Annotated in this window: 15 protein-coding genes; 14 read left to right on the top strand and 1 reads right to left on the bottom strand. The window is 48.3% G+C overall.

Annotated elements, in window-relative coordinates:
* The first annotated feature begins 1 nt into the window (after window position 1).
* From atpG to ACH33_RS01520, 3 genes are read left to right on the top strand one after another with little or no spacing between them, the layout of a single operon-like run.
* On the top strand, window positions 2-865 hold the full coding sequence (gene atpG, locus ACH33_RS01510; RefSeq protein ID WP_057897408.1) for an ATP synthase F1 subunit gamma: 864 nt from the start codon (window positions 2-4) through the stop codon (window positions 863-865).
* Between the two features lie 30 nt (window positions 866-895).
* Window positions 896-2,296: a F0F1 ATP synthase subunit beta gene (gene atpD / locus ACH33_RS01515; RefSeq protein ID WP_057897409.1), complete on the top strand. Its 1,401-nt coding sequence runs from the start codon at window positions 896-898 to the stop codon at window positions 2,294-2,296.
* A gap of 34 nt (window positions 2,297-2,330) precedes the next feature.
* Complete coding sequence (locus ACH33_RS01520) at window positions 2,331-2,735, top strand: F0F1 ATP synthase subunit epsilon (RefSeq protein ID WP_057897410.1); 405 nt, start codon at window positions 2,331-2,333, stop codon at window positions 2,733-2,735.
* A 115-nt stretch (window positions 2,736-2,850) separates the two neighbouring features.
* On the opposite strand, the gene ACH33_RS01525 is transcribed toward ACH33_RS01520, so the two are convergent.
* The gene (locus tag ACH33_RS01525; RefSeq protein WP_236781941.1) at window positions 2,851-3,345 is read right to left on the bottom strand and encodes a low molecular weight protein-tyrosine-phosphatase; all 495 of its coding nucleotides are present in this window, start codon (window positions 3,343-3,345) and stop codon (window positions 2,851-2,853) included.
* A gap of 188 nt (window positions 3,346-3,533) precedes the next feature.
* Between ACH33_RS01525 and ACH33_RS01530 the strand changes: the two genes are divergently transcribed.
* The 11 genes from ACH33_RS01530 to nuoN are packed head-to-tail and all read left to right on the top strand — an operon-like array spanning window position 3,534 to window position 13,479.
* Complete coding sequence (locus ACH33_RS01530; RefSeq protein WP_057897412.1) at window positions 3,534-3,902, top strand: NADH-quinone oxidoreductase subunit A; 369 nt, start codon at window positions 3,534-3,536, stop codon at window positions 3,900-3,902.
* The gene (locus ACH33_RS01535) at window positions 3,893-4,411 is read left to right on the top strand and encodes a NuoB/complex I 20 kDa subunit family protein (RefSeq protein WP_057897413.1); all 519 of its coding nucleotides are present in this window, start codon (window positions 3,893-3,895) and stop codon (window positions 4,409-4,411) included. The genes ACH33_RS01530 and ACH33_RS01535 overlap by 10 nt, the downstream gene beginning before the upstream one ends.
* Window positions 4,408-5,148 carry an NADH-quinone oxidoreductase subunit C gene (locus ACH33_RS20435; RefSeq protein WP_057897414.1) on the top strand — a complete coding sequence of 247 codons (741 nt, stop codon included), beginning with the start codon at window positions 4,408-4,410 and terminating at the stop codon, window positions 5,146-5,148. The genes ACH33_RS01535 and ACH33_RS20435 overlap by 4 nt, the downstream gene beginning before the upstream one ends.
* A gap of 37 nt (window positions 5,149-5,185) precedes the next feature.
* Window positions 5,186-6,268, top strand: coding sequence for an NADH-quinone oxidoreductase subunit D (locus ACH33_RS01545; protein WP_236781999.1), 1,083 nt, complete (start codon window positions 5,186-5,188; stop codon window positions 6,266-6,268).
* Window positions 6,268-7,269, top strand: a complete 1,002-nt coding sequence (gene nuoH / locus ACH33_RS01550; RefSeq protein WP_057897416.1) for an NADH-quinone oxidoreductase subunit NuoH — start codon at window positions 6,268-6,270, stop codon at window positions 7,267-7,269. The genes ACH33_RS01545 and nuoH overlap by 1 nt, the downstream gene beginning before the upstream one ends.
* A gap of 13 nt (window positions 7,270-7,282) precedes the next feature.
* Complete coding sequence (gene nuoI / locus ACH33_RS01555) at window positions 7,283-7,699, top strand: NADH-quinone oxidoreductase subunit NuoI (RefSeq protein WP_057897417.1); 417 nt, start codon at window positions 7,283-7,285, stop codon at window positions 7,697-7,699.
* Window positions 7,700-8,206 carry an NADH-quinone oxidoreductase subunit J gene (locus tag ACH33_RS01560; protein ID WP_057897418.1) on the top strand — a complete coding sequence of 169 codons (507 nt, stop codon included), beginning with the start codon at window positions 7,700-7,702 and terminating at the stop codon, window positions 8,204-8,206.
* The gene (gene nuoK, locus ACH33_RS01565; protein WP_057897419.1) at window positions 8,203-8,514 is read left to right on the top strand and encodes an NADH-quinone oxidoreductase subunit NuoK; all 312 of its coding nucleotides are present in this window, start codon (window positions 8,203-8,205) and stop codon (window positions 8,512-8,514) included. Before ACH33_RS01560 ends, nuoK begins: the two co-directional genes overlap by 4 nt.
* 1 nt (window position 8,515) lies before the next feature.
* Entirely contained in the window at window positions 8,516-10,432 is a 1,917-nt protein-coding gene (gene nuoL / locus ACH33_RS01570; protein ID WP_408863263.1) for an NADH-quinone oxidoreductase subunit L, read from the top strand.
* Window positions 10,411-11,931: a complex I subunit 4 family protein gene (locus tag ACH33_RS01575; protein ID WP_057897420.1), complete on the top strand. Its 1,521-nt coding sequence runs from the start codon at window positions 10,411-10,413 to the stop codon at window positions 11,929-11,931. Before nuoL ends, ACH33_RS01575 begins: the two co-directional genes overlap by 22 nt.
* Window positions 11,932-11,937: 6 nt before the next feature.
* Window positions 11,938-13,479: an NADH-quinone oxidoreductase subunit NuoN gene (gene nuoN / locus ACH33_RS01580; RefSeq protein WP_057897421.1), complete on the top strand. Its 1,542-nt coding sequence runs from the start codon at window positions 11,938-11,940 to the stop codon at window positions 13,477-13,479.
* Window positions 13,480-13,499 lie beyond the last annotated feature (20 nt).

The raw sequence follows: 13,499 nt of genomic DNA on the forward strand, positions 1-13,499 counted from the left end.
CGTGGCCGGAGGAGGACTTCGTGAAATCAAGTCGCGCATTAAGAGTGTGCAGAATACGCGGCAAATTACAAAGGCGATGAAGATGGTCGCTGCCGCGAAATTGCGTCGCGCCCAGGAAAGAGCGGAAGCCGCTCGTCCTTACGCGGAAAAAATGCGCGAAGTAGTAATGAGTATTGCGGCTGGTACGTCAGGAGCGAAGCATCCAATGCTTGAAAGTCGTCCCGTAAAGAAGACGGGTTATGTAGTCATTACGTCTGACCGGGGGCTGGCGGGCGGATACAACGCCAACGTTCTTCGTCTCGTAGCGCGTACCATCGCCGAACGGCATAACAGCAAAGATGAATACACGATCATCGCATTGGGGCGTAAAGGTCGTGACTTCTTTAAAAAACGCGGATATCCGCTTGCGGACGAGTTCGTGAATCTGTCCGATTCTCCGACGTTTGCTGACATTAAAAGCATAGCACGCAATGCTGTTCAATTGTTTGCCGACGGAAAAATTGACGAGTTATACCTTGTATACAATAAGTTTGTCAGCGCGATTCAGCAGGTGCCGACGGAACTGCGTCTTTTGCCGCTTGCTGAGATCGAGAAGGTAGAAGGTACGCCGACATATGATTTTGAACCGTCTGCAGACGAAGTGCTTGCCGACCTGTTGCCGAAATATGCGGAAACCCTTATCTTCAGCGCGCTGCTGGACGCTAAGGCGAGCGAGCAAGGGGCCCGTATGACCGCAATGGGCAACGCAACGGATAACGCTACAGATATGATTGAACGCCTGACACTGTTTTATAACCGTGCCCGCCAGGCGGCGATCACACAGGAAATCGCCGAAATCGTAGGCGGAGCGAGCGCGCTCGAATAAGCTTCGATGCGTTAGATAGGAGGGAAACAGATGAGCAAGGGACGCGTACTTCAGGTTATGGGTCCGGTCGTAGATATTCAGTTCGAACGCGGACACCTGCCTGAGATTTATAACGCTATTAAAATTAACGAAACACTCGATAACGGCAAGGTTATCGATCTTACTTTGGAAGTAGCTCTTCACCTAGGAGACAATACTGTTCGTACGGTTGCTATGTCTTCCACTGACGGCTTGGTTCGTGGAATGGAAGCGGTAGACACAGGCAAAGCGATTTCTGTGCCGGTAGGACCGAAAGTGCTGGGTCGTGTATTTAACGTGCTTGGAGAGCCAATCGACCTGAAAGAAGCGCCAAAGGATGTTGAATATTATCCGATTCACCGCGCAGCGCCGTCGTTTGAAGAACAATCCACAGCCGATGAAATGCTCGAAACAGGTATTAAGGTTGTAGATTTGCTTGCGCCATACGCAAAAGGTGGTAAAATCGGTCTGTTCGGTGGTGCCGGCGTAGGTAAAACGGTATTGATTCAGGAGCTTATTAACAACATCGCCCAGGAGCACGGCGGTTACTCGATCTTTGCGGGCGTAGGCGAACGTACCCGTGAAGGTAACGATCTGTACCACGAGATGGTAGATTCCGGGGTTATCGATAAAACATCCATGGTGTTCGGCCAGATGAACGAGCCGCCGGGAGCGCGTCTGCGCGTAGCGCTGACAGGTTTGACCATGGCGGAATACTTCCGCGATGTAGAAGGACGTGACGTACTTTTATTCATTGACAATATCTTCCGTTTCACGCAGGCAGGTTCCGAGGTATCCGCGCTGCTTGGGCGTATGCCTTCTGCGGTAGGTTACCAGCCGACGCTGGCTACGGAGATGGGTCAACTGCAAGAGCGTATCACATCTACGAAGAAAGGTTCCGTAACGTCTATCCAAGCGATTTACGTACCGGCGGACGACTACACCGACCCGGCACCGGCAACAACGTTTGCGCACTTGGATGCGACAACGAACCTTGACCGCGGTATTTCCGAGCTTGGTATTTATCCTGCGGTAGACCCGCTGGCGTCCACTTCTCGGATTCTGACTCCTGCCGTTGTAGGTCAGGAACATTACGAAGTAGCGCGCGGCGTTCAGGCTATCCTGCAACGTTATAAAGAACTGCAAGACATTATTGCCATCCTCGGTATGGACGAATTGTCTGATGAAGATAAAACGATCGTAGGACGCGCACGCAGAATTCAGCGCTTCCTGTCCCAGCCGTTCCACGTTGCTGAACAGTTCACAGGCTTCCCGGGCAAATATGTTCCGGTTAAAGAAACGGTTCGTAGCTTCAAAGAAATTCTGGAAGGTAAACACGACGATCTTCCGGAAGCAGCGTTCCTGTATGTAGGAACAATCGAAGAAGCGGTTGAGAAAGCTAAGAAAATGTAGTGGTTCAACCCTGATAATGGGGAGGGTTTCGTAAATGAATACAATCGCAGTCGAAATCGTCACTCCAGAACGGGTTGTCTACCGCGGCGATGCTCGCATTGTTGTAGCCAGAGGTGTTGAAGGGGATTTGGGTATTTTGCCGAATCACATTCCGATGGTTACACCGCTTAAGATTGCTCCGGTTCTGGTAAAGAAGCACGAAGGCGAAGACGACAAAATCGCAGTGAGCGGCGGCATTATGGAGGTACGCAGGGATAAAGTCACCATTCTTGCGGAAACGGCCGAGCTTCCTGATGAGATTGACGTAGACCGCGCAAGAGCGGCAAAGGAGCGCGCAGAGCGCCGCCTCGCTGAAAACGAGAGAGAAGACATTGACTTTAAACGTGCACAGTTGGCGCTGCAACGCGCCATGACGCGTTTAGATGTTGCCGGAAAATAATATGCTAATTCTATGAAGGAAAAGCTCCTCCATAAGTTTCGGAGGAGCTTTTTTCATGTCTAAGACTAAAGTTTGCATCGTATGTTATAATGAAGGAAAGACAAACAAAGCAAAGTTAGCTAGGCAGATTGTGCTCTTTGATAATATGCTCGAGCAATTTTTCGCAGGAGCGGCGGATAATGGTGTACGTTTCAAGGAACGCTTCATCACCGCGCGCCCATGGATCGGGAACGTCACCGGGGCCTTCAGGATCAAATTCGCGAAGCAGGTGCAAGTTTCCGTTTACTGCGCCCAAACATCGAATGTTGCTTTGGTTGGAAGCATCCATAGCAATGACATAATCCCACTGGGTCAAATCTTTTGTGGTAAACTGCCGGGCGAATTGTCCGGCCAGCGAAATCCCGTGTTTTTCCGCGACGCGTCTGGAACCTGGATCCGGCAATTTTCCAACATGATAACTCGCAGTGCCTGCCGAGTCGATGACGAAGTAATCCTCAATTCCTTTTTCTCTCACCAGATGCCGGAATACTCCTTCTCCCAGTGGAGAGCGGCATATATTTCCTAAACAGACGAAGATGACGCCTATTTTCTTTGTCTCCAAAAGAATCACTTCCTTATCTATAAAATTTCGTTACCATTATACCAAACGGCGCAGTTCCCAATATATCATAAGCTTTGAAATTCCACTATTAGACAGTACCTGTACCATTTGATATAATTGTATGGAGTTTTCATCTATTTAAAGTTTTTAATCAATGATTTATAAAAAATTCATAATTTAGGGTAGGGGGGAAAAGTATGGCGACAGTATACATGAATAATTATCTGATTGTTGCTATTTTTCTCTTTTTGGGTATTCTCTTGCCCGTGGGTGCGCTTACATTGGCGCGTTTTCTGCGCCCTAGCAATCCGACGGAGGAAAAGAGAAAAACTTATGAGAGCGGGGTGGAGCCGGTAGGGTCAAGCTGGGTACAATTTAACGTTAAATACTACATTTTCGCTCTTTTGTTCGTAGTGTTTGACGTAGAAACGGTTTTCTTATATCCTTGGGCGGTCGCCTATGACAGCCTTGGGTTATTCGCACTGGTCGAAATGGTTATTTTTATTGTGCTGCTTGTAATAGGGTTAATCTATGCCTGGAAGAAGAAGGTGTTAGAATGGAACTGAACTTGGAGGACATCAGTCTGGAAGAACGCAAAGAGCTTGAACGCAATGTTTTTTTCAGTACGTTTGAACAGTTAAAGGCTTGGGCCCGCAGCAACTCCATTTGGCCGTTAACATTCGGTCTGGCTTGTTGTGCGATCGAGATGATGGGCACAGGCGGTGCCAACTGGGATACGGATCGTTTTGGCGTGTTCTACCGGGCTTCACCGCGTCAGGCTGACTGTATGATTGTCTCTGGTACCGTTACAAAGAAAATGGCTCCACTTGTGCGCCGTTTATACGACCAGATGGCTGAGCCAAAATGGGTGATTGCCATGGGGTCATGCGCTACAGCCGGAGGGCCATATGTGCATTCTTATGCCGTAGTGAAGGGCGTGGATCAGATCATCCCGGTTGATGTGTATATTCCGGGTTGCCCGCCGAGCCCGCCTGCGCTTATTTACGGCATTAACAAACTACAAGAGAAGATTAGATACGAAGCAAAGACGGGGAAGAGGGTGACCGGTGAATGAGTGAAGAGAAGAAGAAGCCGACACCGGAAGAAAAAGCGAAAGCCGCTGCTGCAGCCAAAGCTGCTGCGGAGGCAAAGCGCAAACGCATGGAAGCGGAAGGAGCGGGAGGAAAAGCCGCTGAAGGGGACGCAGATGCAATTGCTAAGGCGAAGGCCGCTGCCGCTGCCAAAGCGAAAGCCGCCGCCGCAGCCGCGGCCAAGGCAAAGGCAGCAGGTACAACGGGCAGAGCAGAAGCGGACGAAGGCTCCAAAAAGCCGTCTCCAAAGCAGCCGGTACTTGATAAGATTGTGAAAGTTATAACAGAAAACTTTGGTACCGATGTGCTTGAGGATTCGTACATTAACGAGTTGAGCGAGCATATGCCAACCTTAATCGTCAAGAAAGAGAAATGGCATGACGTAGCTCGCTTGCTGCATGACCATGAAGAACTGGCATTCGATTATTTATCTTTAAGTCTTGGCGTGGATTATGAAACGTATATGGAGTCGATTGTGTACCTTTATTCCTACAAACAGCGGTACAATGTATGCGTAAAGGTAAAACTGGCTCGGGATAACCCAAAAGTCGCATCTGTTATGGATATTTGGGCAGGCGCCGATTGGTTTGAGCGCGAGACATATGATTTGCTTGGCATTACATACGAAGGTCACGCCAACTTGAAGCGTATTCTGCTCCCGGATAACTGGGTAGGACATCCGCTTCGCAAAGATTATGTACAATATGACGAGGAGGTGTGAGGAGGTGGGCACCAAGTCGGGAATCAGAACCGAAGAAATGCTGCTCAATGTAGGTCCTCAACACCCGAGTACGCACGGGGTGTTTCGTCTGATTGTCAAAATTGATGGGGAAACAATTACGGGGGCGACTCCGGTGATCGGGTATTTGCACCGCGGTACGGAAAAGCTGGCAGAAAACTTGAATTACACCCAAATCATTCCTTATACAGATCGGATGGACTATTTGTCCGCGATGACCAATAACTATATGATGGTGCATACAGTGGAGACGCTCATGGGGCTGGAAATTCCCGAGCGTGCCGAATATCTGCGCGTAATCGTGATGGAATTGCAGCGCATCGCCAGTCATATGGTATGGTTTGGCACATACTTGCTCGACATCGGGGCGTTAAGCCCATTTTTGTACGCGTTCGCGGACCGAGAGCGAATTCTTGCCCTTTTCAACGAATTGTGCGGCGCCCGCCTTACGTATAACTACATGCGTGTCGGCGGTGTGAAATGGGACGCGCCGGAAGGCTGGATTGATAAAGTGAAAGAGTTCGTTTCATACATGCGCGGACAACTGGAAGGTTACCATCAGCTTGTCAGCGGAAATGAGGTCTTCTTAAACCGTTTGAAAGGCATTGGTGTGATTACGCAGGAAGAGGCGATCAATTATTCGCTAAGTGGTGTGTTGCTTCGCTCCACTGGCGTGAAATGGGACTTGCGCAAAGATGCTCCCTATTCTATTTATGATCGGTTTGATTTTGAAGTGCCGACCGAGACGGCGGGCGATTGCTATGCCCGTTATAAGCTCCGCTTACGGGAGATGGAAGAATCTCTAAAAATCGTTGAGCAAGCGGCTGAGCAATTCCCGGCTGACGGCGAGATCATGGCGAAAGTTCCGCGCGTCATTCGTACGCCGCAGGGAGAGGCGTTCACTCGAATTGAATCGCCGCGCGGAGAGATTGGCTGTTATATCGCCAGCAACGGCAAAGATAAGCCGTACCGGATAAAGTTCCGCCGACCGTCTTTCGCGAACCTGCAGATTCTTCCGAAACTGCTGATAGGCAAAAACATTGCCGATATGGTGGCGATTCTCGGAAGCATTGATATTGTGCTAGGGGAGGTAGACGGCTGATGGGCGCTTATCTAGAACAGAGCCTGGGATGGCAGAACGGCTTTATTTTTGTTTTGTCTGCGGTCATTCTTCTGGCTATCGTACTTGGATTTGTAACGTATTCTATCTATTTTCAGCGTAAAATTCTTGGCTGGATGCAGCTTCGTATTGGTCCAAACCGGGTTGGTCCCTTCGGCCTTCTGCAAACGGTTGCCGACGTGCTAAAACTTTTGTTAAAAGAAGATATCATTCCGAAAGCGGCGGACAAACCGCTCTTTATTCTCGCCCCGGTGCTTGCATTTATGCCTGCGTTCGCTGTGCTGGCGGTGATGCCGTTTACCGAATCGCTTCATTTCGCCGATTTAGGTGTCGGACTACTGTATTATATTGCAATTTCCGGTATTACAGTGCTGGGGGTTGTTACAGGTGGGTGGGCATCCAATAACAAATGGGCGCTCATTGGCGCCATGCGTTCCGCGGCGCAGATGATCAGCTACGAAATTCCGCTCGTCCTGTCTGTCGTCGGCGTTATTCTTATGACCGGCAGTCTCAACTTGATTGATATTGTTGAGAAGCAAAAGGAAATGGGTATGTGGTTTTTTATTCCACAGTTTTTAGGGTTTGTGATTTTCATCATCGCGCAGCTTGCGGAGTTAAGCCGGACACCGTTCGACTTAACGGAGGCAGAATCGGAACTTATTTCCGGTTATCATGTTGAGTATAGCGGCTTCCGTTGGGCTTTCTTCATGTTGGCCGAGTATGTGTACATTTTTGCGATGGCATCGCTGACAACAGTATTGTTTTTAGGTGGATGGTTGCCGCCGTTTGAATTCCTCGGATTTATTCCGGGCATCGTTTGGTTCGCCATCAAGTTTTGCGCTATTGTCTTCTTTATTTTCTGGTTACAGGCGACATTCCCGCGGATGCGCGTTGACCAGCTTATGCAGATGGGGTGGAAAGTACTGTTGCCGCTTGCGCTTGTCAATATTTTAATCACCGCGGTGTTAAAAACAGTGCTATAAAAGAGGTGATATTATGCTAGGCTTTGCCAAGGGGATGGCTTACACGTTTAAACAGATGACCAAAAAGAAAGTGACCCATATGTATCCGGACCAGGAAATGGTGTGGCCGGAACGGTTTCGCGGCATTCAGCATTTCTCACCTGATAAGTGCATTGTGTGCAATCAGTGCGCCCGGATTTGTCCGACAGACTGCATTAATCTTGTCGGGAAGAAAAGCGATGATCCGAACAAAAAAGGAAAAGTCATTGATACGTACGATATTAACTTTGAAATCTGTATTCTGTGCGATCTTTGCACGGAAGTGTGTCCGACTGAGGCGATTGTGATGACAACCAACTTTGAGCTTGCAGCGTATAGCCGTGACGAGTTGTTCAAGAACCTCAAGTGGCTGGACGCTAATAATACGAATGTACGGGGAGGGAACGCATAGATGAGCGGAGAATTCATCGCTTTTTTTGTTCTCGCCTTGTTGACCATCGGGGGAGCGGTTTTTATGATTAGCTTTACCCGGGTTGTGCATATGGTAGTGGCGCTGGCGTTTACGTTTTTAGGTATTGCTGGGCTTTACGTGCTGCTGGAAGCCGAATTTGTCGGTGTGACGCAAGTGTTGGTGTACTCCGGGGCGATTTCTATTTTGATGCTGTTCGGTATTATGTTAACACGCCATGATGCGACGGAAGTAACAGAGAGAAAAGGGCCTTTTAAATACATTGCGTTTGCTGGGATCGCCGTGTTTTTTATCGTTGCATTCTTAGGTATTCAAAGCGCACATTGGGGCGATCAGCAGGCCGATTTCACAAAGCAGAACAATGTGAAAGAAATTGGAATTCAGTTATTCACCCATTACGTCATTCCGTTTGAAGCTGTCTCTGTTCTTTTGCTGGTCGCGCTTGTAGGAGCCATTATCTTGGCTAAGAAGGAGGCGGAGGACGAATGAGTATACCGGTTACTTCATATTTGCTGGTTGCGTTAATTCTTTTCTGCATCGGGTTGTATGGCGCGCTGACCAAGCGGAACGCCGTTATTGTGTTGTTGTCGATCGAGCTTATGCTAAATGCGGTCAATATTAACCTTGTCGCGTTTGCCAAGTATGGCATGTTTCCAAATATTTCAGGGCAGATTTTCTCGTTGTTCACCATTACGGTAGCAGCAGCCGAGGCGGCAGTAGGGCTGGCCATTCTCATTTCCCTGTACCGTAACCGTAATACTGTACAGGTTGATGAGATGGATTTGATGAAGCGATAGAATGGAAAAAGGACTGGTGAATATGGATATGATAGCGAATGCCTGGCTCATACCGCTCTTCCCGCTTATAGCTTTCGTGCTGCTTGTGGCTTTTGGTCGTCAATGGAAAGAAAGAGCGGCGTACGTCGGGATTCTGGCGACAGCTGCGTCGTTTGTGTTCGCCCTTCTGGTTTTTTTTGAGCGGTTTGTCGAGGGAGCCACAGATTATATCAATACAGATTTTCATTGGTTAACATTTGCCGGGGAGAAAATTACAATGGGCTTTGAGGTAAACCAGCTGAACGCAATGATGCTGGTTGTTGTCACACTCGTTAGTATGCTGGTTCACATTTATTCTCGCGGCTATATGCGCGGCGATGAACGTTTTCCGGTGTTTTATCAGTATCTTGCCCTTTTTACATTCTCCATGCTGGGCGTAGTGCTTTCGCCGAACATTCTTCAGCTGTACATATTCTGGGAGCTTGTCGGAGTATGTTCATTCTTGCTTGTAGGTTTTTATTTTTATAAACCGGAAGCGAGAGCGGCGGCGAAGAAGGCGTTTATCGTGACACGTATTGGAGACGTTGGGCTATTTATTGCGCTTGCGCTTATTTTTTGGTGGGTTGGCAGTTTCGATTACAGCGAAATTTTCAATAAGATCGCGGCGGGCGCCATTGAAGAATGGAAACTTACATTGCTTGGCATTTTGATTTTTGTCGGTGCGGTTGGTAAATCCGGTCAATTCCCGCTTCATACGTGGTTGCCGGACGCGATGGAAGGTCCGACGCCTGTCAGCGCGTTAATTCACGCCGCGACAATGGTGGCAGCAGGTGTGTATTTGGTGGCGCGGATGTATGATTTGTACCTCGCCTCGCCGGTAGCAACGGAGGTTGTCGCTTATATAGGCGGCTTTACCGCAATCTTTGCCGCTTCTATAGGTTTGACGCAAAGGGATATTAAACGCGTGCTCGCATATTCTACCGTGAGCCAGCTTGGTTACATGATGCTGGCGCTTGGCGCGGCGAGCGCGGCCGGCTATGTGGCAGGGACATTTCACCTGATGACGCACGCTTTCTTTAAAGCTCTATTATTCCTTGCGGCGGGCAGTGTGATTCACGCCGTGCATACGCAGGATATTTTTGAAATGGGCGGCCTATGGAAGAAAATGCGCATTACAGGTCCCGTCTTTTTGGTCGGTTGTCTTGCTATCGCCGGTATCCCACCTTTTGCCGGCTTTTGGTCCAAGGAAGAAATTCTCGTGGCAACGCTGGATTCCGGGCATATTGACTTGTTTGTCGTTGCGCTGATCGCTGCTTCGTTTACGGCGTTTTACATGTTCCGCCTCTTTTTCCTGACATTCGGTGGGCAGTCGAGGGGCGGAAGTCAGGCGCATGAATCACCCGGCGTTATGACGTTGCCAATGATTGTGCTGGCTGTGCTAGCTGTTATTGCTGGATTTATTAATACGCCATGGAAACCTGTCCTGGGAGAATGGTTGACGGAAGATATGACCGCGTTTCATGGTGGTACGCACGGTGCTGGATGGGTAACGATTGTGGCAATTGCGGTGTCTGTTGCAGGTATTGCGCTGGCCTGGATGATGTACGGCAGGGGCAAAATGCCGGCGGAAGGTACAGGTGGCGTGCTGTACCGGGTATCGTTCCGCAAATACTACATGGATGAAATATACGATACCGTATTTGTAAAACCGTTGCGCGCGATCGGAAAAGGACTCCATATATTTGACGTATGGGTTATTGATGGACTCGTGCGTCTCATTGCCGCGTTTACAAGGGGAATCGGCGGTGTGGGCGCAAGAATGCAAAACGGACAAATCCAGACATATGGAGCAATCGCCTTTATCGGGCTCGTGCTTCTAATTGTTGGTTTAACAATAGCAGGGGGGTATGTTGGGCAATGGCGAACTATTTTCTTATAATCCTAACATTTTCACCACTTTTGGGTGTGCTGTTGCTCGCTTTTATCCCGAAAAGCCTGCCTGGCACAGTCAAAGCGATCGGGATTCTGGCGACGCTCGTTCCGCTTGTGCTGACTTTCATGCTGTATGCTAACTTTAACTTGGTAGCGGAAGGCATGCAATTGTCACAGCAATGGAACTGGATTCGCATTCCGATCGGCGAACAGGCAATTCCGATTACATTTGAGGTCGGGGTGGACGGTCTGTCCATGCCATTGCTTGTACTGACGACTGTCATTAGTACAATGGCAGCGGTAGCGGCACTGAGCATTAATAAGCGCTGGAAAGAGTTTTACATTTTATTTCTAATCGTTGAGATGGGAATGCTTGGTGTCTTCTCTTCAACGAATCTGTTTCAGTTTTTTATCTTTTTTGAGTTTACTATTATTCCGCTATTCTTTATGATGGGAATTTGGGGATACATGGATCGAGAGAGGGCGGCCATGAAGTTCCTCCTTTATAACGGCGTAGGCTCGGCGATTATGCTTATCGTATTCGTAACGCTGTTTATTCTTGTAGGTACGTTGAGCATGGAAGAGATTAGGCAACTGTTAACCGATCCGATGTCGCCGCGTAATGTGCCCAATCTGCCAGGCTATATTCCGGATTCTATTCGTTTCGGCCTGTTCTTGGCCTTGCTGATTGCGTTTGCGATTAAGATTCCTGTCGTTCCGTTCCATACATGGATGCTTAAAGCGTACCAGGAAGCGCATCCGGCGGTCATTATGATTTCTTCCGGCGTGCTTATTAAAATTGGTGGCTACGCGCTTATTCGTATGAACGCAGCATTTTTCCCTGAGTGGATGAATCAACTGTCCACTCTTATCGCAGTATTGGGCGTGATTAATATTTTGTACGGCGCCGTACTTGCGCTTGTGCAGGATGAACTCAAGCAGATGCTGGCATACTCCAGCGTAAGCCATATGGGAATTATGTTGCTTGGTCTTGCCGCCACGAATCTTCAGGGTTTTCAGGGCGCGGTTTTCCAAATGGTATCGCATGGTCTTATCGCAGCCCTCATGTTTTATATGGTGTCGCTTGTGCATGAACGTACGGGCACAAGCAATATTCGTGAGCTGGGCGGGCTTGCGAAATCAATGCCGATGATCAGCGGGGTTTTATTGACCGCTATGATGGCTTCAGCTGGTCTGCCAGGTATGTCCGGATTTATTAGTGAATTTCTTTCCTTTGTCGGCTTGTTCGGCGTAAAGCCGGTGATCGCTGCTGTTGGCGCCCTCGGTCTTATCCTGACGGCAGCGTACTTACTGCGCGCGATACTTGGAACAACGTTTGGCCCTATTCAGCAGAAGCATGAGTCGCTGTCTGACGCACAGGCGATTGAAGTTGTTCCGATGGTTGTTCTGTTAAGCTTGGTTATCTTAATCGGTGTATATCCTGCCGTACTAAGCGAACCGCTGCAGACAACGCTGCAAAATATCGTGCCAAGGATAGGAGGGTAAAAGCCGATGAGTAGTGTTAGTAAATGGGGGAACCTTGCTCAATACGATTGGTCGGTGATGAGCCCTGAATTTATTATACTGGGTGTCGCTACACTCCTCTCGCTGCTTGATTTATTCATGAATAAAAAAGCCGACCGGCGCATTCTCGCCTGGATTGGATTTTTGGGAATCATCGTTGCGGGATATTTTGTAGTACGAAACACCGGCCAAAATGTTGTATCTATTCTTAACGATATGTACCGTGTGGATGGGTTCGCCAATGCGTTCAAGTTGCTTTTCTTAAGCGGTGTAGCCTTTGTGTTTCTTATTTCGCTTACCTATATCGATGAAAGTAAAAACATAAGATATTCAGGTGAATACTATTATTTAATTCTGACCGCCTTACTTGGCGCGATGCTGATGGCTTCTTCTTCCGACTTAATTACGTTGTTTGTAGGGCTTGAGCTTCTTTCGATTTCTTCCTATATTTTGGTCGGAACAAGAAAACAGCACATCCATTCCAATGAATCGGCGTTTAAATACGTTATTTCCGGTGGCATTGCATCCGCGATTACGTTGTATGGCATGTCATTTATCTACGGATTGACAGGCTCAACGAATCTGTATGTGATTGCTGAACGGTTATCGAGCGTCTTTTATGATGGCTTCGACTTTTTGGTTTATTTCTCGTTTTTCTTAATGTTTGTCGGCTTCGCGTTCAAAATATCTGTGGTGCCGTATCATATGTGGGCGCCCGACGTATATCAGGGAGCGCCGACGCCGATTGCTGCGTTTCTATCGGTTGTTTCCAAAGCGGCTGGCTTTGCGATTGTCTTGCGTGTTTTCCTCATTAGCTTTGGCAGTTTAGTTAGCTTTGACATGGAGACGGGTCAGCAAGGTTCCGTGCTGGTGAATACGCTTAGTGTTTACATTGCAATTGTTGCTGCGGCATCCATGATTATCGGCAATACGCTGGCCATGCGTCAGGTGAATATAAAGCGGATGATGGCTTATTCGGGCATTGCTCAGGCTGGCTATCTGCTTGTACCATTTGCTACGTTAACGGTGCTGATGTTTGAGCAAACAATGTTCTATTTGGTTGCATACTTGTTCGCCAATATGGGGGCGTTTGCGATTATTATGCTCGTGAATCGCGATCAGAAAACGGAAGATTTAAAATCATTCGCGGGTTTGTATCATCGGGCGCCGTGGATGGCTATTGCCATGACATTCTTCCTGCTTTCGCTTGCTGGTCTCCCGATTACGGCTGGATTCTTCGGCAAGTTTTACATTTTCATGAGCGCCATTGTGCACAGTAGTTACTGGCTGGCAGGTATTATGCTCGCGACCAGCGTAGTGTCTTACTATTATTATTTTGGTGTGATTCGCCAGATGTATATGCGTCCAGGCAAAACGGAAGCTCCTTTGAAAGTTCCGGCTTCCATTGGTTTGGTTGTATTGATTGCGCTTGTTGGCACAGTTGCAGCTGGCATTATGCCAGATCCGGTCATGCAATATATTCACCATAAGTTTCCGCTGCAACAAATGTTTCAACCTGGTGGGCAGTGAATAGAGAATAAGTCATTGAA

Source organism: Aneurinibacillus sp. XH2 (assembly GCF_001439585.2).
GTDB classification, from domain to species: Bacteria; Bacillota; Bacilli; order Aneurinibacillales; family Aneurinibacillaceae; genus Aneurinibacillus; species Aneurinibacillus thermoaerophilus.

Excerpts from the sequence above, each read along its gene's own strand:
- atpD (WP_057897409.1), top strand. The coding sequence starts at position 896 with ATGAGCAAGGGACGCGTACTTCAGGTTATGGGTCCGGTCGTAGATATT.
- ACH33_RS01520 (WP_057897410.1), top strand. The coding sequence starts at position 2,331 with ATGAATACAATCGCAGTCGAAATCGTCACTCCAGAACGGGTTGTCTAC.
- ACH33_RS01530 (WP_057897412.1), top strand. The coding sequence starts at position 3,534 with ATGGCGACAGTATACATGAATAATTATCTGATTGTTGCTATTTTTCTC.
- ACH33_RS01535 (WP_057897413.1), top strand. The coding sequence starts at position 3,893 with ATGGAACTGAACTTGGAGGACATCAGTCTGGAAGAACGCAAAGAGCTT.
- ACH33_RS20435 (WP_057897414.1), top strand. The coding sequence starts at position 4,408 with ATGAGTGAAGAGAAGAAGAAGCCGACACCGGAAGAAAAAGCGAAAGCC.
- ACH33_RS01545 (WP_236781999.1), top strand. The coding sequence starts at position 5,186 with ATGCTGCTCAATGTAGGTCCTCAACACCCGAGTACGCACGGGGTGTTT.
- nuoH (WP_057897416.1), top strand. The coding sequence starts at position 6,268 with ATGGGCGCTTATCTAGAACAGAGCCTGGGATGGCAGAACGGCTTTATT.
- nuoI (WP_057897417.1), top strand. The coding sequence starts at position 7,283 with ATGCTAGGCTTTGCCAAGGGGATGGCTTACACGTTTAAACAGATGACC.
- ACH33_RS01560 (WP_057897418.1), top strand. The coding sequence starts at position 7,700 with ATGAGCGGAGAATTCATCGCTTTTTTTGTTCTCGCCTTGTTGACCATC.
- nuoK (WP_057897419.1), top strand. The coding sequence starts at position 8,203 with ATGAGTATACCGGTTACTTCATATTTGCTGGTTGCGTTAATTCTTTTC.
- nuoL (WP_408863263.1), top strand. The coding sequence starts at position 8,516 with ATGGAAAAAGGACTGGTGAATATGGATATGATAGCGAATGCCTGGCTC.
- ACH33_RS01575 (WP_057897420.1), top strand. The coding sequence starts at position 10,411 with ATGGCGAACTATTTTCTTATAATCCTAACATTTTCACCACTTTTGGGT.
- nuoN (WP_057897421.1), top strand. The coding sequence starts at position 11,938 with ATGAGTAGTGTTAGTAAATGGGGGAACCTTGCTCAATACGATTGGTCG.